This is a genomic window from Klebsiella terrigena, from assembly GCF_006539725.1.
In the GTDB taxonomy this organism is placed as follows: domain Bacteria; phylum Pseudomonadota; class Gammaproteobacteria; order Enterobacterales; family Enterobacteriaceae; genus Klebsiella; species Klebsiella terrigena.
The window spans coordinates 95,635-118,961 of sequence record NZ_BJNO01000002.1; the positions used below are offsets into that span (position 1 = coordinate 95,635).

Consider the following 23,327-nt stretch of genomic DNA (forward strand, 5'->3'; position numbering starts at 1 on the left):
GATGAACAGTTGCCTGTATCAGGGCGTATTGCGCCATCGCCGTCTTCAGCCGAAAACGCACCGGTTTAGCTATAACGTGTTTATGGGCTGGCTCGATCTGGATGAGCTGACGCTGCTGCCTTGCGTCGGCGTGCGCCGCAACCGCTTCGCCGCGGCCGCATTCCACGATGCGGATTACCCGCTGGGAACGCCGCTGAAAGAGAAGGCGCTCAACCGGCTCGAAAGCCTGACGGGAATCCGGCCTGACGGCCGCGTCATGCTCCTGACCCAGTTTCGCTACTTTGGATTGCACTTTAATCCGGTCAATTTCTACTACTGCTACGACCGCGCTGACACCCTGCGTTGGGTGCTGGTCGAGGTGCGCAATACCCCGTGGAACGAGCGTCACTACTACGCGGTCGATGCCCGGACGCCGCGTCCGCTGGAAAAAGCCTTCCACGTTTCCCCCTTCAACCCGATGGACATGGTTTATCACTGGCGCTTCAACCATCCCGACAGCACGCTCTATATGCATATCGAGAATCACAAGGTGTCGAAAGTGTTCGACGCCACTCTGATGCTGAAGCGCCGGCCGCTGACGCGCAAAAACCTGAGGTCACTGCAGCTACGCATCCCGTGGATGACGCTGAAAACCGTGCTCGCCATTTACTGGCAGGCTCTGCGGCTGTGGCTCAAGCGTATGCCCGTCCACCCTCATCCCGCTAGCAGGAGTGAACGCTCATGACCGATCCCGTCTTTGCGCTTGAGCCCGATATTCCGTGCAACGTGCGTATTGCGCGATGGCTGCTTTTCCGGCTGCTGGGCGGCATCCGCCACGGCTCGCTGACCCTGCGGGAGGGGGCGCAGACGTTTCATTTTGGTGACGCCGCCGCGTCGCTGAGCGCCGACGTGGCGATTCTCACGCCGGCCGTTTACTGGCGCCTGCTGACGGGCGGGAGCCTGGCCGCCGCCGAAGCCTGGATGGAAGGGGAATGGGAAACCCAGCAGCTCACCCCGCTGCTGCAAATACTGGCGCTAAACCGGCGCGTGCTGGGGCGGCTGAATCGCGGTTTTCGCCTGCTGGGCAGGCCCATTGCCCGCCTTCACCACCGGGCACGTCGCAACCACCGCCAGCAGGCACGGAAAAACATCGCCGCACATTACGATCTCGGCAACGATTTTTACGCGCACTTCCTCGATGAAGAGCTGCTCTATTCCAGCGCGCTGTTTACCGCCGATGAGCAGAGTCTGGCAGAGGCTCAGCGGGCGAAAATGGCGCGTCTGTGTGAACAACTGGCGCTGACCTCCGGCGATCACCTGCTGGAAATTGGCACCGGATGGGGGGCGATGGCGGAGTACGCCGCGCGCCACTACGGCTGCCGCGTCACGACGACCACGCTGTCGCAGGAGCAATATCACTGGGCGAAAGCCCGGATTGCCGAGGCCGGGCTGGAAGAGCGGGTTGAGGTTCTGCTGTGCGATTACCGCGATCTGACCGGCACGTACGACAAGCTGGTATCGGTTGAGATGATCGAGGCGGTGGGGCAGCGCTACCTTCCCACTTTCTTCCGCACCTGCCAGGCCCGCCTGCGCTCCGGGGGGAAAATGGCGATTCAGGCCATCACCATTCAGGATCAGCGATACCGTGACTACAGCAAAGGCGTTGATTTTATTCAGCGTTATATCTTCCCCGGCGGCTTTTTGCCCAGCGTCACGGCGATGAGCACGTTGATGACCCGCCACACCGATTTTGTCATCCGCAATCTGATCGACATGGGGCCTGACTACGCCCGCACGCTCGTGCACTGGCGACAGCGTTTCGTTCACGCATGGCAGGACATAGAAAAATTGGGTTTTGACGATCGCTTTCGCCGCATGTGGCTGTATTACCTCAGCTACTGCGAAGCGGGGTTCAACGCCCGCACCATTAGCGTGGTGCAACTGACCGCAGAACGCGTTTGAAGCGCCGCTATGTGCCGGTCTTTTAACAAAACCGAGATGAAGAAATTCGACCTAACCGTGGGAATAGCCACGCTTTTCTTCACACGCAAAACGCCGTAAAGAGGATAGAGTCATGAATACGCAACCTGTTGTTGGGATCAGCGGCTGTTTAACCGGCTCGGCCGTACGGTTTGATGGCGGACATAAGCGGATGGCCTTTGTGATGGATGAGCTGGCACGGTGCGTGACCTTCAAACCCATCTGCCCGGAGATGGCCATCGGCCTGCCGGTTCCTCGCCCGGCGCTGCGCTTGTTGCAAACCCGGGAAGGGGATATTCGCATGCGTTTCAGCCATGCACCGCACGACGATGTCACGCAGAAAATGGCTGATTTCACCGAGCATGCTCTTCCGCGCCTGGGCGAATTGTCGGGGTTCATCGTTTGCGCTAAATCGCCGAGCTGCGGCATGGAGCGCGTGCGGCTGTACGATGAAGAAGGCAATCGCGGGCGTAAAGAGGGCGTGGGGCTTTTCACCAGGGCGCTGCTGGAGAATTACCCGTGGCTACCGATAGAAGAGGATGGCCGCCTGCACGACCCGCAGCTGCGTGAAAATTTTGTCGAGCGCGTTTTCGCCCTGCATGAGCTCAATAGCCTACGGGCTAACGGCCTGAATCGCCGTGGTCTGCTCGATTTCCACAGCCGCTACAAACTGCAGCTGCTTGCGCACCATCAGGCGCGCTACCGTGAGATCGGGCCGTTCGTCGCCTCGCTGCACGAATGGCAGGATCTGGACGCTTTTTTCGTGGCCTACCGCGAAAAGCTGATGGCGATCCTCAAGCAACCTGCTTCGCGGAAAAATCACACTAACGTGCTGATGCATATTCAGGGCTACTTTCGTGAGCAGTTGAATACCCGTCAGCGCGGTGAACTGCGCGACGCGATCCTCCACTATCGTGCCGGGCTGCTGCCGTTACTCGCACCCTTAACGCTGCTGAAGCATTACCTGGCGGAATACCCGGATCGCTATCTGTTAACGCAGAACTACTTTGATCCCTATCCGCAGGATTTAGCCCTGCGCCTGACGGTAAATTAAATCGGCCGCCTCGGCATAGCGCCTTTCTGAGCCATTATTTTACCGGTACTTAACGTCGCTAACGCCGCGTTTTGAAATAACAGCATCACTTTTTTTGCTTAATTTTTTTTGGTTATGAACCAGGTTGCTGAGATTATTTTTTTTTCATCATCAATGCCGATGCTGTTTATTCATGTGGTTGACCACAGTTTCGGCGATAAATAATGAAAGCGGGCTTTTTCAGGCGCATCGTCCCTTGAGGTACAAGAAGGGGCGAGGCGCGCGCTGGCGGCGGATGCGGCGAAACTGCGGGCCAGAGATGCTTGTGGCAAGAGCGGTAGCGATGGGTTACATTGTGATTAACACATTTTCACATTTTTGTTTCGTGATTCTGTCAATACGCTGCTACGCCGTTGGGTTGGTTTATATGGATAACAGAATGTTAACTGATATTTCATATCGTCATTTCGTCGAAAATGTGAAAGATTATGCTATCTATATGCTGGAGTTGGATGGGACGATTGCCAGCTGGAATGAGGGCGCGCGCCAGGCTAAGGGCTACACCAGCGAAGAGATTATTGGCAGTAACTTCAGCATATTTTACAGCGAAGGCGAGCAGCAATCAGGAGAGCCGGCGAGAAACCTGGCGCTGGCCCTGAAAACCGGCAAATTCGAGGGAGAAGGGTGGCGCTACAGAAAGGACGGTTCGTCATTTTGGGCGCACGTAGTAATAGACGCTATCCGCGATGACGACGGGACTTTACAGGGTTTCGCCAAAATAACCCGGGATATTACCGAACATAAGCAAGTGATTGATAAGCTCTCATGGATGGCGAGATATGATTCTCTGACCGGGCTACCTAATCGGGTGGCGTTTTTTGCGTTTGTCGAAGGATTGATCGCGGGTAATCACTATCCTCAGCTGGCTATTTTTACTATAGACCTTGATAAGTTCAAGGAAATAAACGACGTTGAGGGCCATCTTATTGGCGATCTGCTGCTGCAAAGAGTTTCGGCAAATGTCGCTAAAATGGTCAAGAACGATGAGCTGGTGGCCCGGTTTGGTGGCGATGAGTTTGTGGCGGTAAAGCCGTTTGAGTCTGCCGAAGAACTCGATCTCTTTACCGAGAAGCTGCAGGGGTGCTTTAGCGGAATACATGATTTTGCCACTACCTCGGTTTCAGTCATTGCGAGCATCGGCTTTTCTGTTTTTCCTCGCGACGGTACCGATCTTAATACCTTAATCAGCAACTCAGATCTGGCTATGTATCGTGCCAAATCTGATATCGACAATAAGGTGTGCCGCTACGAGCCTGAGATGGACGAGCGAACGCGTAAGCGCAATCAAATGATTTCGGATATCAGGCAGGGGATCAAGGAGGACCAGTTTTATCTTCACTATCAAGAAAAGCGCTCGATCTCCGGAAAGCAGGTGACGGGATATGAGGCTTTACTACGCTGGCAGCACCCCGAACTCGGGCTGATATACCCTGACGAATTTATTCCCCTGGCGGAAGAGAGCGCGACGATTATACCGCTGGGCTATTGGGTATTAGAGCAGGTATGTCGTGAAGCGCTGGTGAATAAAATTCACAAGAAGGTTTCGGTAAATATCTCTCCGGTGCAGCTGCGCCATCGTGATTTTATAGACAACGTCCGCGGAATTTTAATGAGGACCTGTTTCCCGGTTAGCCTCCTTGAATTCGAGGTCACGGAGACGGCGTTTATGGTCGATAAAAAGCTGGTGTTTAACGTTCTCAATCAAATAAAAAACATGGGGATCAGTATTGCCCTCGATGATTTTGGCACCGGCTACTCCTCCATTAGCATGCTGCGTGAATTTCATTTTGACCTCATCAAAATGGACCGCAGTTTTCTGCAAAACATTGAGAACGATTCCGAAGTTCGCTCCTTCGTGCGGGCGGTTATCTCGCTCAGTAAATCGATTAATACCCCGCTGATTGCCGAGGGCGTTGAGACCCTGGAGCAGCTGAAAATCCTGAAAGATGAAGGCTGCAACGAAGTCCAGGGCTTTCTTTTTGGCAAGCCGACGATCATTGGGCAATTAAAAAAGTAGCCTCTCAGGCCCTTCATCGCTGCGCCGTAAGCGGGCCCGAGAGGCCTGCCTGCCGGCAGGAAGCCGGCTTCAGCTTTGCCGATATCTCTGCAAAGGTGAATATTCGTAAGGCGAGCATTCATCACCACTTCCCGAGCAAGGCGGAGCTGGTGAAGGTGGTGGTAACCGAGTATCGGGAAGAGGCCCGGGCCGGAATGCAGGCGATGACCCGGCAGATGAATGACCCGCTGGCGGAACTTCAGGCCTACGTCGACTACTGGGCGACCTGCATTCGCGAGGGCTCCTCGCCGTTTTGCATCTGCGCCATGCTGTCGGCGCGCGCCTTTAACGATGCGAATATTTTCCGCACAATAGTGCAGCCGCTGCTCGATAACCTGACTCTGCGCGCCTGATCGTTACCGGGAAAGCGCGCGCGATTTTTTTCGCTTCGCTTACCTCCCCCGTTCCGCACGCAAATTACCCGCCACGAAAGCGCCCGCCGGTCGGCGGTTGCGCCGAAGCCGCTCAAATCGGACCTGTGAGCCCTGCAGGCCCGGTGCGACTCGGTCAATTTATTTGATGCATTATGTTAAACAAACGATATTTATTCCCATCAGCGAATGCGTAAAGTAGACCTAAACCTCGCCAGGCGCTGATTTACGGTATCGCGGTTAATGCCGGCCTGCGGATAATTTCCCTGCAAACCAGGATGAATACGTCATGAAAAAGATTGGATTTTTGTCATTTGGCCACTGGACGCCATCGGCGCAGTCCGCCACCCGTTCGGCGGCTGACGCGCTGCTGCAGTCCATCGATCTGGCGGTTGCCGCCGAAGAGCTGGGCGCGGACGGCGCCTATTTTCGGGTGCATCATTTTGCCCGTCAGCTCAGCTCGCCGTTTCCTCTGCTGGCCGCGATAGGCGCAAAAACCAGCAGGATTGAAATCGGCACCGGCGTTATCGATATGCGCTATGAAAATCCGCTCTATATGGCCGAGGACGCGGGGGCGGCGGATCTGATTTCCGGCGGTCGCCTGCAGCTTGGCATCAGCCGCGGCTCGCCGGAGCAGGTGATTGACGGCTGGCGTCATTTTGGCTACGTGCCCGCCGACGGAGAAAACGAGTCAGACATGGCGCGTCGTCATACCGAAGTGCTGCTGGACGTGCTGCGAGGGGAGGGGTTTGCCCAACCGAATCCGCAGCCGATGTTCCCCAACCCGCCGGGCCTGCTGCGCCCCGAGCCGTATGCCGAAGGGCTGCGCGAGCGCATCTGGTGGGGCGCGGGTTCCAACGCCACGGCGGTATGGGCGGCGAAGCTGGGGATGAACCTGCAGAGCTCGACGCTGAAAGATGACGAAACCGGCGAGCCTTTCCATATTCAGCAGGCAAAACAGATCCGGGCATACCGCGAGGCCTGGGCGCAGGCGGGGCATTCCCGTACGCCGCGCGTCTCGGTCAGCCGCAGTATTTTTGCCCTGATGAACGATCGCGACCGGATGTATTTTGGTACAGGCCGGGATGACGGGGATACAATTGGCCAGCTTGATGAGAAAACGCGGGCGATCTTCGGGCGCAGCTATGCCGCCGAGCCGGACCGGCTTATCGAGCTGCTGAAGAGAGACGAAGCGATTGCCGAAGCCGACACCTTATTGCTCACCGTGCCGAATCAGCTGGGCGTGGATTACAACGTGCACGTTATTGAGTCCATTCTCAAACAGGTTGCGCCGGCGCTGGGCTGGCGCGACAAATAGGCGGTAACGCCAACGCCCCGTGAGCCATGCGGGGCGTTAAATCCTACGGCTGGGCCGGCGGCTGTAGCTGATAGATCCACGCGGACAGGCGCAGATCATCGGCCGTCGTCACCTCAACTTCCACCCGGTCGTAGCCCTCTTCGAACTCGTCCAGCGCGGGCCAGAACTCCGCCAGCTTTGCGGACGAAAACAGATAGCCGTGGACCTGCGGCCCGCTTTCACTCAGGACGATCCCCGGAAAATCAGCGGCAGCGCCCCAGCCGCGGGCATAAAAGGTGCCGGTCACCGTTCCCGGCAGCCACTCTCCGCCGATATTTTCCAGAATATAGGCATTCGCGTGGCCCGGACGCAGCGTACCGTAGACAAATAAACGTTCCATTATTCCTCATTAAGCAAGATGATAAATTCCCCGGCGGGCGGGGGAGATAGCTCATACTGGCGGAATAGTGACGTTTTTTAAAGCGCTACAGGCGGGTCAGCCGCTGAACGTTCAGACTCTCCAGCCTGCCGTCGAGGATCGCGAGAAAATCATCGTGATAGGACATGGCGACGTGCTTTTTCAGATCCTCCTCTGACTTCCAGCGCTCAATAAAGATAAATGACGTCTTACCCTCATTCTGCAGCTGGCGGACGTCGGCAATTGCCCGGCTTTCATGCAGATCGTACTGCAGGCAGCCCGCTTCCTGATGCGTCAGGGGGACCATTGCCAGGGCAGCGGCCCTGACTGCTTCGATATGCTCAGGGAGCGGGGTTAGGGTGGCAACAATATTGACTTCGCTCATGGGGTCTCCTTCGACTCAGCGATAAGCATTCCCGGCTGAGCGAGCAAAAAGCGCAGCCCGGGCGTGAATTATTCAGCGTAGCGATGAATTGAGGGATCCACCAGCCGCGATGAAGAAGAGAAACCGAGAGGACGTTCGCTACCCTGATATGCTTCGTTGGCAACGAGATAAACCACGCACAGCGAAGCGGATGGGCCGCCACACATACCAGGCCAGCACGATAGCCTAATCAGGCGAGCAGGCGGCGTGCAATCCTTGCCCTAATTGCCGACCTGGTTTTTATTCCTGGCGCAATAAAATGCCACACCGCGCGTATTTTTAAATATTGCGCTTAAAAATTAATATCGTCTTAAGGTTACTTTAATCTTTCGTTGTTCCTTAATTTAAACCAAGAATAATCAAACACTCGGTTTATTAAACAGAGTATTTTTAACTGTTTTGTTTTGATGGTAATTGTTTTCATTATCATTCCCTTTTCGCTGTGCTTTAATCCTTTTCGCTCTGCTTTGGTTGCCATTTTTCTACTATTACTAAGGATTAGCCTATGAATTTCCGCCTCTTATCCTGTTGCTCTGCGGCTCTGGTCGCTTCGGCAATGTTCCTGGCACCGCAGGCTCTGGCAGCTGATAGCGGTGAAGGCATTGTTATTTATAATGCGCAGCATGAAAACCTGGTTAAGTCGTGGGTAGATGGCTTTACCAAAGAGACCGGTATTAAAGTGACCTTACGTAACGGTGGCGACAGCGAGCTGGGCAACCAGCTGGTGCAGGAAGGGGCGGCATCACCCGCAGACGTCTTCCTGACCGAAAACTCGCCGTCGATGGTGCTGGTTGATAACGCCAGGCTGTTTGCCCCCCTGGATGCCGATACCCTGAAGCAGGTGGCGCCAGAGTATCGCCCGGAACACGGGCGCTGGATTGGCATTGCCGCACGCAGCACCGTGTTCGTCTATAACCCGCAAAAAATCAGTGAATCTCAGCTGCCGCGCTCGCTGATGGATCTGGCAAAACCGGAGTGGAAAGGGCGCTGGGCGGCCTCTCCGTCAGGGGCAGATTTCCAGGCTATCGTTAGCGCGATGCTGGCGCTGAAAGGCGAGAAGGCCACCCTCGACTGGCTCAAAGCCATGAAAGCCAACTTTGTGGCCTATAAAGGCAACAGCACGGTGATGAAGGCGGTTAACGCCGGCCAGATTGATGGCGGCGTTATCTATCACTACTACCGCTTTGTCGATCAGGCTAAAACCGGCGAAAACAGCAAGAATACCGGGCTCTATTACTTCAAACATCAGGACCCGGGCGCATTCGTCAGCATTTCCGGCGGTGGCGTCCTGGCTTCCAGCAAGCATCCGCAGCAGGCTCAGGCCTTTATCAAGTGGATCACCGGCAAGCAGGGCCAGGAAGAGCTGCGCACCAATAACGCCTTTGAATATGCCGTTGGCGTCAATGCGGCCTCCAACCCGAAGCTGACGCCGCTGCGTGAGCTGGATGCGCCAAAAGTTGAGCCTTCTTCGCTGAACGGTAAAAAGGTTATCGATCTGATGACGCAGGCTGGCCTGCTGTAATCTCTGCTGAAGTGAAAAATTTATGTCTGGTCTGAGTCTTATACTCGGAAAAAAAGTTGGACGCCTGCCTGAGCGCAGGCGTCCTGCGTTTCCGATGGTGGCATTAGCCGTCCTGTTTTCATTACTTGCGCTGCTGCCGCCCGGTTTTGTCATCGCCGTCGGCATTGAAACCGGCTGGGAGACCATCAAGGCGCTGGTATTTCGCCCGCGGGTGGGAGAGTTGCTCAGCAACACGCTGTGGCTGACCGTGCTGACGATCCCGCTGTGCATTACGCTTGGGGTGATGGTGGCATGGCTGACGGAGCGCACGACGCTGGCGGGGCGCGGGGTATGGTCGGCGCTGGCCGTTGCGCCGCTGGCCATTCCGGCATTTGTCCAAAGCTATGCCTGGGTGAGCGCCGTGCCGTCGATGCACGGCCTCTCCTCCGGCGTCTTCCTCTCGGTCCTGGCCTACTACCCGTTTATCTATATGCCGGTTGCGGCGGTGCTCAAACGCCTCGATCCCACGCTTGAAGACGTGGCCGCATCGCTCGGGACGCCGCCATGGAAGGTTTTTTTCAGCGTGATACTACCCCAGCTGAAGCTGGCGATTTGCGGCGGGGCGCTGCTGGTGGCGCTCCATCTGCTGGCGGAGTACGGCCTGTACGTGATGATCCGCTTCGATACCTTTACCACCGCGATCTATGACCAGTTTCAGTCCACGTTCAGCGGTCCGGCCGCGAATATGCTGGCTGGCGTCCTCGCGCTATGCTGCCTGGCTATTTTACTGCTGGAAGGGGCAACGCGCGGTAAAGCTCGCTACGCGAGGATCGGTGCGGGAGCCGCGCGCGAGCAAAAGCGGCGGACGCTGAACGCGCCGGCCGCATTCGCCGCGCAGCTGCTGCTTTTTGCCCTGGTGCTGCTCGCCCTCGGCGTGCCGCTGATTGTGCTCTGCCGCTGGCTGTGGCTGGGAGGAGTGGCAAACTGGTCCCACGCCGATCTCTGGCTCTCGCTGCGCCAGACGCTGATGACCGGCGCCGCCGGCGCCCTGCTGACCACTGCCTGCGCTATTCCTATCGCGTGGCTGGGCGTTCGCTATCCGAACCGCGTGTTCCGCCTTCTGGAAGGGGTCAACTATATAACCAGCTCGCTGCCGGGTATCGTCACGGCGCTGGCGCTGGTGACGGTCACCATCCATTACGCGCGGCCGGTCTATCAAACGGAAGTCACGCTGTTTCTTGCCTATCTGCTGATGTTTATGCCCAGAGCGCTGATCAATCTGCGTGCCGGAATTGCCCAGGCGCCGGTCGAGCTGGAAAACGTTGCGCGCAGCCTGGGGCGAAGTCCTGCCCGGGCGCTCTGGAGCGTCACCATGCGCCTCGCGGCACCCGGTGCCGCCGCCGGGGCTGCGCTGGTCTTTCTCGGCGTAAGCAACGAGCTCACCGCCACGCTGCTGCTTTCACCGTTGGGCACCCGCACGCTGGCAACCGGCTTTTGGGCGCTCACCAGCGAGATTGACTACGTGGCCGCCGCGCCCTACGCGATGTTAATGATTCTGATCTCGCTGCCGCTGACCGGCATTCTTTATGTACAGTCGAAAAAAATTGCAGGTTTGTAATATGCTGGAACTCACCGCGCTCTCTAAATCTTTTGCCGATGCTCAGGTGCTGGATAACCTCAATCTGACGGTGGCTCCGGGCAGCCGTACGGCGATCGTCGGGCCTTCAGGCTCCGGAAAAACCACCTTGCTGCGCATTCTTGCCGGATTTGAAACCCCGGATACGGGGCGGATCGTGATGCAGGGGAAAACGCTCTACGGCGAGGGGATTTTTATTCCCGCTCACCAGCGTGGTATTGGCTTTGTACCGCAGGAGGGGGCGCTTTTCCCTCATCTTAGCGTGGCGGACAATATTGCCTGGGGGCTGGACGATACCCGCCAGGAGAAGCGGCGTAAGGTGGCGGCGCTGATGGAGATGGTTTCTCTCGACCAGCAGCTGGCGACCCACTGGCCGCACGAAATCTCCGGCGGCCAGCAGCAGCGCGTGGCCTTAGCCAGGGCGCTGGCGCAGCGTCCCTCGCTGATGCTGCTGGATGAGCCTTTCTCGGCCCTTGATACCGGGCTTCGCGCCGCCACTCGCAGAGCCACCGCCGATTTACTGGCGCAAAGCGGCGTGGCGTCAATCCTTGTGACCCACGATCAGAACGAAGCCCTCTCTTTCGCCAGCCAGGTGGCGGTGATGCGCCGGGGTCGTTTCACTCAGGTCGGTAGCCCCTTTGCGGTTTACTCGCAACCGGTCGATGAAGCGACCGCGCTCTTTCTTGGCGATGCGCTGGTGCTTCCTGCCCGACTCAGCGCCGGCCGCGCGGAGTGCATTATTGGCGAGGTGCTCACCGATGATGACCACGCCGCGGGAAGCGGCCGGATTATGCTGCGTCCGGAGCAGCTGATGGTCACCCTCTGTCAGGAGGGTGAAAGCGCCATGACTATCGTTGACGTCGATTTTTGTGGACACCTCTCAACCCTAAGTCTGGCCGCTCCGGGGATGAGTGAACCGCTGATCCTCAAAACCGTTAGCCAGGCCGGCTGGACGACGGGGGCCAGGGTGCGTTTAGCGGTCGCCGGGAAAGCGCGGGTATTTATGCATTAAAATAGCGATACTTTTTTGTCGAGGATTGTTCTGCCCGTGCCGCCAAATGAGCGGGCAGAGCGCTGCATATCTGCGGCCAGATAATAATAACGCAATATTTTGCGGTGAGTATCCGCAGCCAGGCGCAGCGCGAGGCGCGGGTGGCGGAGTCAGGCCCGCAGAGCCGCGAGACGTTTAACGCTCTCTTAGCGCAAAACCGTGGCAGATTAAGCGACCTGCTGAAAAACGAAAAATCAGGCCGGTGACGGCCAAAAAAAAGCCAGCCAAAAGCTGGCTGGCAAATACTCGGATAGTACTCAATTTTATAGTGGATGTTCAGAATGATCCCTGAGCACCGGTCTGGAAGCTGCGACAGGCAATATCCAGACAGCTGGTCAGGCTCGTCACGCTTATTGTGCGCCGGGAGAGATCGTCTCTTCCCCTCAGCCAGCAGCAGGCGTCTGGCGATGCCGGATTTGTCATACAAATATGATGGTATTTGATTCAGAAAGGAAATGAATAATTTTTATTAAAATTATTCGATTATGGAATGATTGACCGACTTTTGATGGCTGTTAATCTTTGTCAGCGAGCAGGGCGCCAGCCTGCTCTACGGCAGCCCGGCGCCGGTGAAAAGCGACCCCGCTAGAGATCGATCAGCAGGTTGGGCGAACGGCTGCGGGAGCAGCAGAGCGCGATGCGCTGCTCGGCGGCGGCTTTCTCCGCCGGGGACTGCACCGTATCCCGGTGATCGACCACGCCCTCGATAACCGGCGTGAGGCAGGCGCCGCACATTCCCATCTCGCACGAGAGCGGGACCGCAACCCCCTGCTGCTGGAGCACCTGGGCAATGGTCTGGTGCGCCGGCACCGGCCACTGCGCGCCTGACGACGCCAGGGTGACGGTAAAGGTATCGGCCTCGCCGCGGGCGTCGGCGACCGGCGCGGTTGCCTGAAACGCTTCGCTGTGGATCTGCGCCTCCTGCCAACCCTTTTGTACCGCGACCTCGCGCGCGCAGGCCATAAAACCCTGGGGCCCACAGAGGTACAGAAGCTCTCCGGTGTGCGCCCCGGCGAGCGTCGTGGCGAGGTGCTGACGCGGGCTTTGCCCCTCCTCAGAGCAGTAAAGGGCGCAGCTTCCCTGGCTGAAGCGCTGCGCCAGCTGGCGGACGAAGGCCGCGTTTTCGCGACGCTTGACGTAGTAGTGCAGCTCGCAGGGCACGCCGTCCGCTTCGAGCTGCAGCAGCATCGCGTACAGCGGCGTAATGCCGATACCGGCGGCCAGCAGCACAACGCGCTCCGCGGGCTGCAGCATAAACAGGTTGCGCGGGGGAGAGATGCGCAGCGTCTGCCCCGGGCGCAGCGCCTCGTGGATATAGCGCGATCCGCCGCGCGATTTACGATCCCGGGCGACGCAGATCAGATAGCCCTCAGCGCCGGTGGTGGGGCCGGTCAGCGAGTACTGGCGCTGGGTCCCATCCGGCAGATGGAGATCGATATGCGCCCCTGGCCGCCACGCGGGCAGCGGCTCCCCGCGGCTGGAGACCAGCCTGACGGCGAGGCTGGTATCGCCCTCGCGCCACATTCCGTCAACGACTACCTGCAGCTGTTCACTCATTTATGCCTCCGCCTATACGAGGAAAAAGTCGCCAAAGCCCATCTTCTGCAGCCCGCGACGATAGGCAATCGAGCTGCGGTCGGCGGGAATGTGCGCCTCAAGGGTTAAGTCCAGCGGCAGTCTCTCCGGACGCTGGGTTTCGACCATCAGCCGGTCCTCCTCGAAGACGCGCAGATTGAACGCGTGCACGTCCGCGACCGGCACGTGGAGATCGAAGTTGCGCGCAATCGGGGCGAACATGCGGGTGACGCGCGACGATACCGGCGAAGCGGCGTTCATAATCACCAGCCGGGCTTCGCCGGGGAAGTGGATGGTTAGCGTCGCGGTGAAGGGCAGGTGCATCTCGAAATGGCGCAGCCACTGAAACCCTTCCGGCGCGCGGAAACCGGCGCTGGCCGGATAGTTGCCGACCGAGCTCCAGTAGTCGGCGATAAAGCCGAAGGGCGTCTCCTGCGGGCTGTAGGCCGGCACTTCCTGATTCTCCGGGTCGGCGAAGGTATCGGTATGGATCCACGCGAAATGGGCCACGTCGAGAAACCCCTCCACCTGGCGGCCGGCGAAGCCGTTGACTTCAAACGCCGGGCAGTTGATCTGCTGAAACCCCTCATCGTGCCAGTGCGGCATGGTGGGCAGCGGCATCGGGTTCTCCGGGTCGAAGGCCATGCACACCCAGATCAGCCCAAAGCGCTCCTCCACCGCGTAGTGGGTCAGGTGGAGCCTGGCCGGCACCGGCTGGTCGGGGCTGGAGGGGATCCGGTTGCAGCGCCCCTCTTCGCCGAAGCGCAGGCCGTGATAGGGGCAAATAATCCCTTCGTCGTCGTGCGAGCCGAGGGTCAGCGGGACGCCGCGATGGGGGCAGACGTCGCGGGCCGCCACCACCGAACCTTTAATCCGGTAGAGAACCAGCGGTTCGTCCAGCAGGGTTGCCTTCAGCGGAGCGCCGCCGACGTCCTCGGCGCGGGCGACCGGGTGCCAGCATTTCGCCAGCCGGAGCCAGTCGTCCGGCTCGAAGGTGCAGCGGGCCGGTGGGGTGGGGTGGGTTCTGTTCATCATATTCCTTCCTGCTCACGGAAAAGCATTTGTTTAATTGTTGTGAGTTTATTGTTGTCATATTAGGGTGTTGACATCCATCGCCATTAATTCACTAACCCGTTGCAAAAAAGAGTACAGGGGGAATATGAGTCCGTTTTCGCGTTTCGCTATCTATTTCGCCGCGGTGGCCCGCTGCGGCAGCCTGCGCCGGGCGGCTGAAAAGCTGCATATCTCGGCCTCGGCGATAAACCGCCAGATCCTGCAGGCCGAAGAGGAGTTCGGCACGCCGCTGTTTGAACGGCTGCCGGAGGGGCTGCGCATGACCACCGCCGGAGAGCTGCTCTATGACAACCTGCTGCGCTGGCAAAAGGAGTTTCAGCTGACCCGCCAGCAGTTTGACGAGCTGCAGGGGCTAAAGCGCGGCAGCGTCAGCATCGGCATGGTGCAGGCGCTGGCGGAGGGCAGCTTTGCCGCGGCGCTGGCCGATATCATTACCGGGTGGCAGTGGCTGGAGCTCAATCTGCGGGTGGCGGATAGCCACGCGGTGAGCGAAAAGGTTCGCCAGGCTGACGTCGATTTTGGTCTGATCCTCGACCCGGAGGGCCAGGCGGGGCTCAGCGTGCTGGCGTTCGTCGAGCTGGAGATGGGGGTGGTGATGCGCCCGGACTGTGCGCTCGCGCAGGCTGCGGCGCTGTCGTTAGGCGACCTTAGCCACCTGCGGCACATCGTTCCCGGCGCGCCGCTTATCGTGCACGACCGGGTGGCGATGCTCTATCGGCACTACGACTTTTCCCCGGCAAACAGCATCAGCTGCAATGATATTCGGCTAATTAAATCGCTGGTCCTCAAAGGCAGCGGCGTCACGATCCTGAGCCTGCTGGACGTGCTGGATGAGGTCAACAGCGGGCAGCTGGCGTTTATCCCTTTGCGCAACAAGCTGCTGCGCCCGCTGACCCTGGCGCTGTGCACCGCGCCATCGCGCCAGCTCTCTCGTCCGGCGCAGATGGCGATTCAGAAGCTGACGGCGGTGATGGAGGCGATGCGGGCCGTCGGCGAAAACCGGGAGCCGCGGCCCTGAAGGCGGCTAGCCGAGCGGGCCACCCTGTATCGTCTCGCACAGGCCGTTGATGATCCGCTCGCCGCTCTCCTCTGCAAGCTCCCGGTACCAGGCCTCGGTGAGCGCCATCTCCTTGCCGTGGGTGATATCGCAGCGCTTGCGCGCTTTGAGGATCAGGTCGCGAACCCGCTCGCAGCGCCGGGCTTCGTACTGGCGCAGCGCGGCGGCGATATCCCCGCCGTTGCGGAACGTCTCCCCCAGCACCACCGCGTCTTCCAGCGCCGCGCAGCCGCCCTGGCCGATATCCGGGGTGGTGCTGTGTCCGGCATCTCCCAGCAGCGCCACCCTGCCGCGTACCAGGCGGTCGAAGGGCTCAATATCGTGAATTTCGATTCGGTTGGTGGTGGCCGGATCGAGGCGGGCGATCAGCTCCTGCACCGGCGCTGCCCAGCCGCTGAAGTAGCGGCTAAGATCCGCCCTCAGGGTGCTACGATCTTCCGCCAGCCCGGCCGGCAGAGGGACATCAAAGAAAAAATAGAAGCGCCCGTTGGCGACCGGCATCAGCGAGACGCGCTTGCCCTCACCGACAAAGGTGGTCCACTGATCGGCGGGGGCGATGGCCTCATCAATTTCCACCAGCCCGTTCCAGTTAACGTAGCCCGCGTAGCGTCGTTCGGGGGTAAAACCGAGCACGTACGGGCGCAGGGCAGAGTGGCTGCCGTCGGCGGCGATCAGCATATCGCCGCGGGCGGTGGTTCCGTCGCTAAACCATGCCGTCACGCCGTCATCGTCCTCCTCCACGCGGGTGGCCCGCTTACCGAACCGTACCGCGTCGCGGCCCCAGAAGTTCAGCATCTCGCCCTGCAGCTCGCTGCGCGAGACCGGGCAGGGGCGGCCGCCGGTGCGTTCGACCAGCGGCGCAAGGCTAAAGCGGGTCAGGGTTTTGCCATGCCGGTGATCCTGATAGGCCATATAGCGCAGCGGCCCGCCGTAGGTCTCGGTGATGTCACCCATGCCCAGCAGGTTCATGCACTTCACCCCGTTGGGCCAGATTGAGATGGCGGCGCCAACCGGCTTAATCTCCTGCACCGCTTCAAACACCTCACAGCTAATTCCGGCCGCTTTAAGCGCGACCGCCGCGCTCAGGCCGCCGATACCGGCACCCATCACTAATGCTTTCATTATCTTCTCCTGTGGCATGTGTTGTGAAGAACCGAGCAATTTGCGTACCAGCTTGCCGACAGGCGCCACGAGGCGGCTGCCGGAGGCGTCGGCGGAGGTTATGCGCTAAAGTGGTGCGTTATCGGGCAATAATTGCCTTTTATTGCATCAAAAATTTTAAACCGGGCGCTTGCGAATCGACCGTTTCACCCGCCCGCGGCATCCGGACCCTGCACGGAGGGAATGTGGCCTGCTTTGTGCAAGCCGCTCTGTGCAATCCTGCGCTAATGCTATTAACAACGAGCCGTATGGGCCGTTTGGTATAAGGAGCAACAACATGTCCGAAGTGGCCGCGACGATCGCGATTGAGGACTTTAACCGGCTGGACGACGAGGCGGCCCGTGGCCTGCTGCAGCCCTGCGTGGCGATCCCCGCCTGGACGACGGCGCTGGTGCAGGGCCGTCCTTACCCCGACCGCACCGCGCTGCTGGCCGCCGCGAAGGAGGCCGCGCAGCGCTGGGGAGAGGCCGAGCTGGATCGGGCGCTGAGCGCCCATCCGCGTATTGGTGAAAAGCTGCCCGAAGAGAGGCCGCACGCCGCGCTGTCGCGGCACGAGCAGGGGGCCATCAACGATGAAGATGCGTCTCTTGCCCGGGCGCTGAAAGAGGGCAACGCCCGCTACGAAGCCCGCTTCGGGCGGGTCTTCCTGATCCGCGCCAAAGGCCGCAGCGGGGAAGAGATCCTGCAGGCGCTGACGCAGCGGCTGAACCACGACGAGGCGGAAGAGACGCGGGTGGCGCTGGCGCAGCTGCGCGAAATTACCTTATTAAGATTGACGGGAGTCATAGGCGAATGAATACGTTGAGTACCCATATTCTCGATATCTCCAGCGGCAGGCCCGCGCAGGGCGTGGCGGTGAACCTGCTGCTGGGCGGGCAAACGATCGCCAGCGGCCTGACCGATGAGCAGGGCCGCATTGCGCTGCTGGCGCCCGGTATGCTGAGCGCCGGGCGCTATCGGCTGGTGGCGGAGATCGGCGACTGGTTTTCGCGCGACGGGCGGGAAACGCTCTACCTCAGCGCGCAGATCGATTTTGCGATCGCCGAAGACGCCGATGAGCACTTCCACCTGCCGTTTTTGATTGCCCCCGGCGGCTGGTCGACCTATAGGGGGAGCTAATGTTGCGTTCTGGCCCGGCGGGGGCGTCAGCCCTGCTGGTGCCAGACGCGCTCGCCGTTGACCCAGGTCTCGCTGATATTGCGCTCGTCGCCGAGGGTCATCAGCACAAACAGCTGCTCGTAGATATCTTTGCAGCGTCCGATGCGCAGCCGCTGTAAAGGGGTGGCTGCCGGGTCGATAACCACGAAGTCGGCCTCTTTTCCCGGTTCGAAATTACCAATTTTATCGTCAAGGCGCAGGGCGTGCGCGCCGCCGAGCGTGGCGTGGTAAAAGGCCTCGCAGGCGGGCAGGCGATAGCTCTGAAGCTGGGCAACTTTATAGGCTTCCCCCAGCGTGCGCAGCATGCTGAAGGTGGTTCCCGCCCCGACGTCGGTGCCGATGCCGATCCGCACCCGCTGCTGCCAGCTGGCGGGCAGGCGAAACAGGCCGCTGCCGAGGAACAGGTTCGAGGTCGGGCAGAAGGCCAGCGCGGAGCCGGTTTCGTGCAGGCAGCGCCACTCGGCGTCAGCGAGGTGAATGCCGTGCGCAAATACGCTGCGCTCGCCGGTCAGCCGGTAGTGGTGATAGACGTCGAGATAGTGCTCATGCTCCGGCCACAGGCTTTTCACCCACGCGACCTCGCTGAGATTTTCGCTCAGATGGGTGTGTAGCCAGGTATCCGGAAACTCCTCCCGCAGTTGCTGAATGGCCGACAGCAGCTCCGGTGTGGAGGTGGGGGCGAAGCGCGGGGTAATGGCGTAGCCCAGGCGCCCGCGGTGGTGCCAGCGCTGGATCAGCTCGCGGGTTTGCCGGTAGCTTTGTTCCGCCGTTTCCGTCAGGTATTCCGGCGCGTGGCGGTCCATCATCACCTTCCCGGCGAGAATGCGCATATTCAGGCGCAGCGCTTCGCTAAACAGCGCATCGACGGACTCGGGGTGCAGAGTGCAGAACACCAGCGCGGTGGTGGTGCCGTGGCTGAGCAGCTGGTTGACAAAAAAGCGGGCGATCTCCGTGGCGTAGGCCTCGTCCGCGAACTGGCTTTCAACCGGGAAGGTGTAGGTGGTTAACCACTCCAGCAGCTGTTCGCCGTAGGCGCCAATCATCTCCGTTTGCGGATAGTGGACGTGGGCGTCGATAAAGCCCGGCAGCAGCAGTCTGCCGCGCAGGTCGGTGTATCCCTTGTGCGGATGGAGAAACTGCTCTCCCTCCTGCCACGGCAGCAGCGTCTGGATCGTGCCGTTCTCAATAAACAGCAGGCCGTCGGCAAGATAGCGCGCGTGGCGGGCGATATCGTCGGCGCCGTCGGCGACCCGGGCGATATCAAAAAATGCTCCGCGAATTGCAGCATCGTACGACTTGATGGTTTCCGCCATGTTGGCTCCCTGTTGAATCGCGCATTGAGCAAGATCTAAAGCAATATTAATGCCAGCCGTCGCGGTTGAGGAATACGCCGCGCCGGAGGGCGCGGCCAGAGAGGGGAAACTACTCTTTCTGCGCCACGGCGCGGGCGCCGTAGCGCGCGGTGGCGGAGACGGCGACGCGATCGTCGCGGGCAATCCAGCGGTAGGTGGCGCCGCTCAGGAAGACGCCGATAAACCAGCTAAAGTTGGCGACCTCATGCAGGGCGGGGATAAAGCTGATAACCAGACCGATAGCCACGGAGGGCACCAGCGCGGCGATGGCCTTCGGGTTAAAGCCGTTGCGATACCAGTATTGTCCTTTCGGCGTATCGTCAAACAGATCGTCCACCGAGATTTTCCCGCGCTTAATCAGGTAGAAGTCGACCAGCAGAATGCCGAACAGCGGGCCGATAAACGCCCCCAGCACGTCGAGGGTGTAGTGGATAAGCTCCGGGGAGTTAAACAGGTTCCACGGGGTGAGCAGGATTGAACCCACCGCGGCGATCATCCCGCCGGTACGGAAGCTGATTTTCTGCGGCGAGCAGTTGGAGAAGTCGAAGGCCGGGGAGACGAAGTTGGCGACAATGTTGATCCCGATGGTCGCGGTGATCATCGTCAGCAGGCCGATAGCCACCGCCAGGTCGTTGCCTACGCGGCTTACGGTTTCAATCGGGTCGGTTATCATCCGGCCGAACAGCGACTGCGTCCCGGAGACAATCACCACGGTAACGATAGAGAACAGCAGGAAGTTGAACGGCAGGCCCCAGCGGTTGCCGCGGCGGATTTCACCCATGCTTTTGCCATAGCGCGAGAAGTCGCCAAAGTTAAGCAGCGGGCCGGAGAAGTAGGAGACCACCAGCGCGGTCGCGGTGATCATCTGCCAGGTTTGCTCCCCGGCGCTCAGCGACTTGCTGGCGAGGGTAAAGGAGATTCCATCGAAGCCGGTCTTGTATACAATCCAGCCCGCCAGCGCCAGCATCACCACGTAGACCGCCGGACCGGCGATATCAATGAAGCGCTTGATGGCGCTCATCCCGTGCCAGAACACCATCGCCTGCAGCAGCCACATGGTGGCGAAGCACAGCCAGCCAAGATGCGACAGCCCGAGGAAGCTGCTCGCGGTGAGCGTCGCCAGCGACGGCCAGAACTTTAGCATCACCAGCATCAGCGCATTGGCGGCCAGATAGGTCTGGATCCCGTACCAGGCAAAGGCGATAAGCCCGCGGATCACCGCCGGAATATTGGCGCCGAAGACGCCAAACGCCTGTCGGCAGATCACCGCATAGGGCACGCCCGCCATCTGGCTCGGCCGGGCCACCAGGTTGGCGCACAGCTGGACAATACAGATGCCGACCAGCAGGCACAGCAGCACCTGCCAGCTGGCTAAGCCGAGGGTAAAGAAACTCGCCGCCACGACGTAGCCCCCCATGCTATGCACGTCCGACATCCAGAAGGAAAAGATGTTGTACCAGCTCCAGTTCTGGTCGCGCGTCGGCGCCAGATCCTCGTTGCACAGCCGTGGACTGTAGCCGGCGCTGGAGCCCGTGGCCTTAACCTGATGCGTATTTTGTGAATGTGGCATGAAACCTGCTCCTCTTGATGAAACCCCTGAATATGGATTGCTGAGGCTGTTGCAGGAATTAGGCCAAAATAGTTAATCTTGTATGCAATATTTAATTTTTATGTATACAGTTTGATGTCGAAACGTGAATACGGAGCCGGTTAATGAGTCACGAAAATCGTCTGCACGCCGCGCCAGGCCTGCAGGACAAGGATGAAGCCATCTATCAGGCGCTGATGACCGCCATCGTTGAACACCAGCTGCCGCCGGGCAGCAAGCTGCCGGAAGAGGCGTTGGCGGAGGTCTTTGGCGTCAGCCGCACGGGGATCCGCAAGGTGTTGCAGCGACTCGCCGCTGTGCAAATGGTCACTCTGACGCCCAAGCGTGGTGCACAGGTTACCAGCCCCACGGAAGAAGAGGCGCGGGAGATCTTCCGCACCCGAGAGCTGCTGGAGGTCGCCAATCTGCCCGACGTACTTGCCCGCTGTCAGCCGCCGCATCTGGCGGCGCTGGAGGCGATCATTCGCCAGGAGCAGCAGGCGCATGAGGCCTGCAACGGCCCGGCAGCGATCCGCTATTCAGCCGAATTTCATATTCAGCTGCAGGCGATCTCCGCCAACCAGGTGCTTACCGAGATGGTCACCCGCCTGAGCCAGCGCTCGTCATTAGCCGTTGCGGCATGGGGATCGCCGTGGCGACAGGGCTGCCGCTGCGACGATCACGGGCAGCTGATCGGGCTGCTGCGCGCCGGGGAGCTGCAGCCGCTGAGCGCGGCGCTGACCCACCACTTTGCCCATATCGTTGCCAGCCTGCGCTTTGACACCGCGGGTGTTTCCCTGCCCGATTTCGCCCGGCTGTTTGCCGGCTACAAGGAGTCGTAATGTCCTCTGTTTGTATACAAGTGATTAATCCCAACACCAGCCGCGCCATGACCGAGACCATCGGCGCCGCCGCGCGGGCGGCGGCCGCGCCGGGGACCGAGATTGTGGCGGTCTGCCCGACGGAGGGCGTGCCCTCCATCGAAGGGCACTTCGATGAAGCCATCGCCGCGGTCGGGGTGCTCGAACAAATTAAGGCCGGGCGCCAGCAGGGGGTCTCGGGTCACGTGATCGCCTGCTTTGGCGATCCGGGGCTGCTGGCGGCGCGGGAGCTGGCGCAGGGGCCGGTGGTTGGCATCGCCGAGGCGGCGATGCATATGGCCACCCTGGTCGCCACCCGCTTTTCCATTGTCACCACGCTGCCGCGCACGCTGATTATCGCCCGCCACCTGCTGCACCAGTATGGCTTCTACCACCACTGCGCCGGGCTGCACGCTATCGATCTGCCGGTGCTGGCGCTGGAGGACGGCAGCGGTCGGGCGCAGGAGCAGGTACGTCAGCGCTGCATTCAGGCGCTGAAGGAGGACGGCTGCGGGGCGATTGTGCTGGGCTGCGGCGGGATGGCGACGCTGGCGCAGGAGCTCACTCGCGAGCTGCATGTACCGGTCATCGACGGCGTCAGCGCGGCGGTAAAAATGGTCGAGTCGCTGGTGGCGCTCGGCCTGTCGACCAGCAAGCAGGGCGACCTGGCTTTCCCGGAAGCAAAAAATTTAGGCGGCAGGTTTCAGTCATTTAACTGATGGTGATGAATAAAGAGGTGGGAGATGGATCAGCAGTCAGCGCTTTTTAATCAGGATTATCCTCGCGATCTGCGCGGCTATGCCGGCCAGACGCCGCGCGCGCCGTGGCCGCAGAATGCGCGTATCGCCGTACAGTTTGTTTTAAATTATGAAGAGGGGGCGGAAAACCACGTCCTGCACGGCGACGCGGGCTCCGAGCAGTTTCTCTCCGACATTATCGGTGCGGCCAGCTACCCTGACCGACATATGTCGATGGACTCGCTGTATGAGTACGGCAGCCGCGCCGGGTTCTGGCGCATTCACCGCGAGTTCAGCCAGCGCGGGCTGCCGCTGACCGTGTTCGGCGTGGCGATGGCGCTGGCGCGGCATCCCGATATCGTGGCGGCGATCAAAGAGGCCAACTACGACGTGGTCAGCCACGGCTGGCGCTGGATCCACTATCAGCATATGGATATCGAGACCGAGCGCGCGCATCTGCAGCAGGCGGTGCAGGTGTTAACCGATCTCTTCGGCAGGTCGCCCACCGGCTGGTACACCGGGCGCGACAGCCCCAACACTCGCCGGCTGGTGGTCGAGCACGGCGGCTTTGATTACGACAGCGACTACTACGGCGACGATCTGCCGTTTTGGGTCGAGGTGCCGTGCGGCGACGGTTCGCGTAAGCCGCATCTGATCGTGCCCTATACCCTTGATACCAACGACATGCGTTTTGCCACCGCGCAGGGGTTCAATACCGCGGAGCAGTTTTATACCTACCTCAAAGATAGCTTTGACGTGCTGTATGAAGAGGGGCGCGAGGCGCCGAAGATGATGTCTGTCGGCATGCACTGCCGTCTGCTGGGCCGGCCGGGGCGCTTTCGGGCCCTGCAGCGCTTCCTTGATTACGTCCAGCAGCATGAGCAGGTGTGGGTCTGCACCCGTCAGCAGATTGCCGACCGCTGGCGGGAAACCTATCCGTTTCGTCGCTAGCCGATAGC

General features: G+C 60.0%; 22 protein-coding genes. 15 read left to right on the forward strand and 7 right to left on the reverse strand.

Features of this window, described 5'->3' with window-relative positions; translation table 11 throughout:
* Nucleotide 1: 1 nt before the first annotated feature.
* From RTE01_RS03240 to RTE01_RS03265, 6 genes are all read left to right on the forward strand, one after another.
* The gene (locus RTE01_RS03240) at nt 2–724 is read left to right on the forward strand and encodes a DUF1365 domain-containing protein (RefSeq protein ID WP_041144854.1); all 723 of its coding nucleotides are present in this window, start codon (nt 2–4) and stop codon (nt 722–724) included.
* Complete coding sequence (locus RTE01_RS03245) at nt 721–1,941, forward strand: SAM-dependent methyltransferase (protein WP_115193197.1); 1,221 nt, start codon at nt 721–723, stop codon at nt 1,939–1,941. Before RTE01_RS03240 ends, RTE01_RS03245 begins: the two co-directional genes overlap by 4 nt.
* Before the next feature lie 112 nt (nt 1,942–2,053).
* Nucleotides 2,054–3,013, forward strand: a complete 960-nt coding sequence (locus RTE01_RS03250; RefSeq protein WP_115193196.1) for a YbgA family protein — start codon at nt 2,054–2,056, stop codon at nt 3,011–3,013.
* Between the two features lie 406 nt (nt 3,014–3,419).
* Nucleotides 3,420–5,069 carry a putative bifunctional diguanylate cyclase/phosphodiesterase gene (locus tag RTE01_RS03255; protein WP_134528435.1) on the forward strand — a complete coding sequence of 550 codons (1,650 nt, stop codon included), beginning with the start codon at nt 3,420–3,422 and terminating at the stop codon, nt 5,067–5,069.
* Nucleotides 5,057–5,461 (forward strand): TetR/AcrR family transcriptional regulator, encoded by a 405-nt coding sequence (locus RTE01_RS03260; protein ID WP_134525494.1) that lies wholly within the window; start codon nt 5,057–5,059, stop codon nt 5,459–5,461. The genes RTE01_RS03255 and RTE01_RS03260 overlap by 13 nt, the downstream gene beginning before the upstream one ends.
* Before the next feature lie 307 nt (nt 5,462–5,768).
* Nucleotides 5,769–6,797, forward strand: coding sequence for an LLM class flavin-dependent oxidoreductase (locus RTE01_RS03265; protein ID WP_041144864.1), 1,029 nt, complete (start codon nt 5,769–5,771; stop codon nt 6,795–6,797).
* A gap of 43 nt (nt 6,798–6,840) precedes the next feature.
* Here the strand turns inward: RTE01_RS03265 and RTE01_RS03270 are convergent, their stop codons facing one another.
* Together RTE01_RS03270 and RTE01_RS03275 are read right to left on the reverse strand one after the other, a co-directional pair.
* Nucleotides 6,841–7,176 carry a gamma-glutamylcyclotransferase family protein gene (locus RTE01_RS03270; protein WP_041144865.1) on the reverse strand — a complete coding sequence of 112 codons (336 nt, stop codon included), beginning with the start codon at nt 7,174–7,176 and terminating at the stop codon, nt 6,841–6,843.
* 85 nt (nt 7,177–7,261) lie between these two features.
* Complete coding sequence (locus RTE01_RS03275) at nt 7,262–7,579, reverse strand: putative quinol monooxygenase (RefSeq protein WP_041144866.1); 318 nt, start codon at nt 7,577–7,579, stop codon at nt 7,262–7,264.
* Between the two features lie 544 nt (nt 7,580–8,123).
* Here RTE01_RS03275 and RTE01_RS03280 point away from each other — a divergent pair.
* From RTE01_RS03280 to RTE01_RS03290, 3 genes are read left to right on the forward strand one after another with little or no spacing between them, the layout of a single operon-like run.
* The gene (locus RTE01_RS03280) at nt 8,124–9,140 is read left to right on the forward strand and encodes an iron ABC transporter substrate-binding protein (RefSeq protein WP_115193191.1); all 1,017 of its coding nucleotides are present in this window, start codon (nt 8,124–8,126) and stop codon (nt 9,138–9,140) included.
* A 22-nt stretch (nt 9,141–9,162) separates the two neighbouring features.
* Nucleotides 9,163–10,737, forward strand: coding sequence for an ABC transporter permease (locus RTE01_RS03285; protein ID WP_166793715.1), 1,575 nt, complete (start codon nt 9,163–9,165; stop codon nt 10,735–10,737).
* Nucleotide 10,738: 1 nt separating this feature from the next.
* Nucleotides 10,739–11,767 carry an ABC transporter ATP-binding protein gene (locus tag RTE01_RS03290; RefSeq protein WP_141334679.1) on the forward strand — a complete coding sequence of 343 codons (1,029 nt, stop codon included), beginning with the start codon at nt 10,739–10,741 and terminating at the stop codon, nt 11,765–11,767.
* A 624-nt stretch (nt 11,768–12,391) separates the two neighbouring features.
* Here RTE01_RS03290 and RTE01_RS03295 read toward each other — a convergent pair.
* Together RTE01_RS03295 and hpxD are read right to left on the reverse strand one after the other, a co-directional pair.
* On the reverse strand, nt 12,392–13,363 hold the full coding sequence (locus RTE01_RS03295) for a PDR/VanB family oxidoreductase (RefSeq protein ID WP_141334681.1): 972 nt from the start codon (nt 13,361–13,363) through the stop codon (nt 12,392–12,394).
* A 12-nt stretch (nt 13,364–13,375) separates the two neighbouring features.
* The gene (gene hpxD / locus RTE01_RS03300; RefSeq protein WP_041147571.1) at nt 13,376–14,413 is read right to left on the reverse strand and encodes a molybdenum cofactor-independent xanthine hydroxylase subunit HpxD; all 1,038 of its coding nucleotides are present in this window, start codon (nt 14,411–14,413) and stop codon (nt 13,376–13,378) included.
* Between the two features lie 127 nt (nt 14,414–14,540).
* On the opposite strand from hpxD, the gene hpxR reads away from it, so the two are divergent.
* On the forward strand, nt 14,541–15,473 hold the full coding sequence (gene hpxR, locus RTE01_RS03305) for a LysR family hpxDE operon transcriptional regulator HpxR (protein ID WP_041144871.1): 933 nt from the start codon (nt 14,541–14,543) through the stop codon (nt 15,471–15,473).
* Nucleotides 15,474–15,479: 6 nt separating this feature from the next.
* On the opposite strand, the gene hpxO is transcribed toward hpxR, so the two are convergent.
* Entirely contained in the window at nt 15,480–16,634 is a 1,155-nt protein-coding gene (gene hpxO / locus RTE01_RS03310) for an FAD-dependent urate hydroxylase HpxO (protein WP_115193186.1), read from the reverse strand.
* 316 nt (nt 16,635–16,950) lie between these two features.
* Between hpxO and uraD the strand changes: the two genes are divergently transcribed.
* Together uraD and uraH are read left to right on the forward strand one after the other, a co-directional pair.
* The gene (gene uraD, locus RTE01_RS03315; RefSeq protein WP_134525495.1) at nt 16,951–17,469 is read left to right on the forward strand and encodes a 2-oxo-4-hydroxy-4-carboxy-5-ureidoimidazoline decarboxylase; all 519 of its coding nucleotides are present in this window, start codon (nt 16,951–16,953) and stop codon (nt 17,467–17,469) included.
* Complete coding sequence (uraH, locus tag RTE01_RS03320) at nt 17,466–17,792, forward strand: hydroxyisourate hydrolase (RefSeq protein WP_041144874.1); 327 nt, start codon at nt 17,466–17,468, stop codon at nt 17,790–17,792. Before uraD ends, uraH begins: the two co-directional genes overlap by 4 nt.
* A 26-nt stretch (nt 17,793–17,818) precedes the next feature.
* Here the strand turns inward: uraH and guaD are convergent, their stop codons facing one another.
* Both guaD and RTE01_RS03330 read right to left on the reverse strand, forming a co-directional pair.
* Complete coding sequence (gene guaD, locus RTE01_RS03325) at nt 17,819–19,144, reverse strand: guanine deaminase (RefSeq protein WP_115193184.1); 1,326 nt, start codon at nt 19,142–19,144, stop codon at nt 17,819–17,821.
* Nucleotides 19,145–19,253: 109 nt separating this feature from the next.
* A complete protein-coding gene (locus RTE01_RS03330; RefSeq protein ID WP_123551184.1) occupies nt 19,254–20,753 on the reverse strand; it encodes an NCS1 family nucleobase:cation symporter-1 in 1,500 nt (499 codons plus the stop codon).
* 143 nt (nt 20,754–20,896) lie between these two features.
* On the opposite strand from RTE01_RS03330, the gene RTE01_RS03335 reads away from it, so the two are divergent.
* The 3 genes from RTE01_RS03335 to puuE are packed head-to-tail and all read left to right on the forward strand — an operon-like array spanning nt 20,897 to nt 23,319.
* Nucleotides 20,897–21,613, forward strand: coding sequence for a GntR family transcriptional regulator (locus tag RTE01_RS03335; RefSeq protein ID WP_123551185.1), 717 nt, complete (start codon nt 20,897–20,899; stop codon nt 21,611–21,613).
* Nucleotides 21,613–22,350 carry an allantoin racemase gene (gene hpxA, locus RTE01_RS03340; protein ID WP_041144878.1) on the forward strand — a complete coding sequence of 246 codons (738 nt, stop codon included), beginning with the start codon at nt 21,613–21,615 and terminating at the stop codon, nt 22,348–22,350. The genes RTE01_RS03335 and hpxA overlap by 1 nt, the downstream gene beginning before the upstream one ends.
* 24 nt (nt 22,351–22,374) lie before the next feature.
* Nucleotides 22,375–23,319: an allantoinase PuuE gene (puuE, locus tag RTE01_RS03345; RefSeq protein ID WP_134525496.1), complete on the forward strand. Its 945-nt coding sequence runs from the start codon at nt 22,375–22,377 to the stop codon at nt 23,317–23,319.
* The last annotated feature ends 8 nt before the right edge of the window (nt 23,320–23,327 follow it).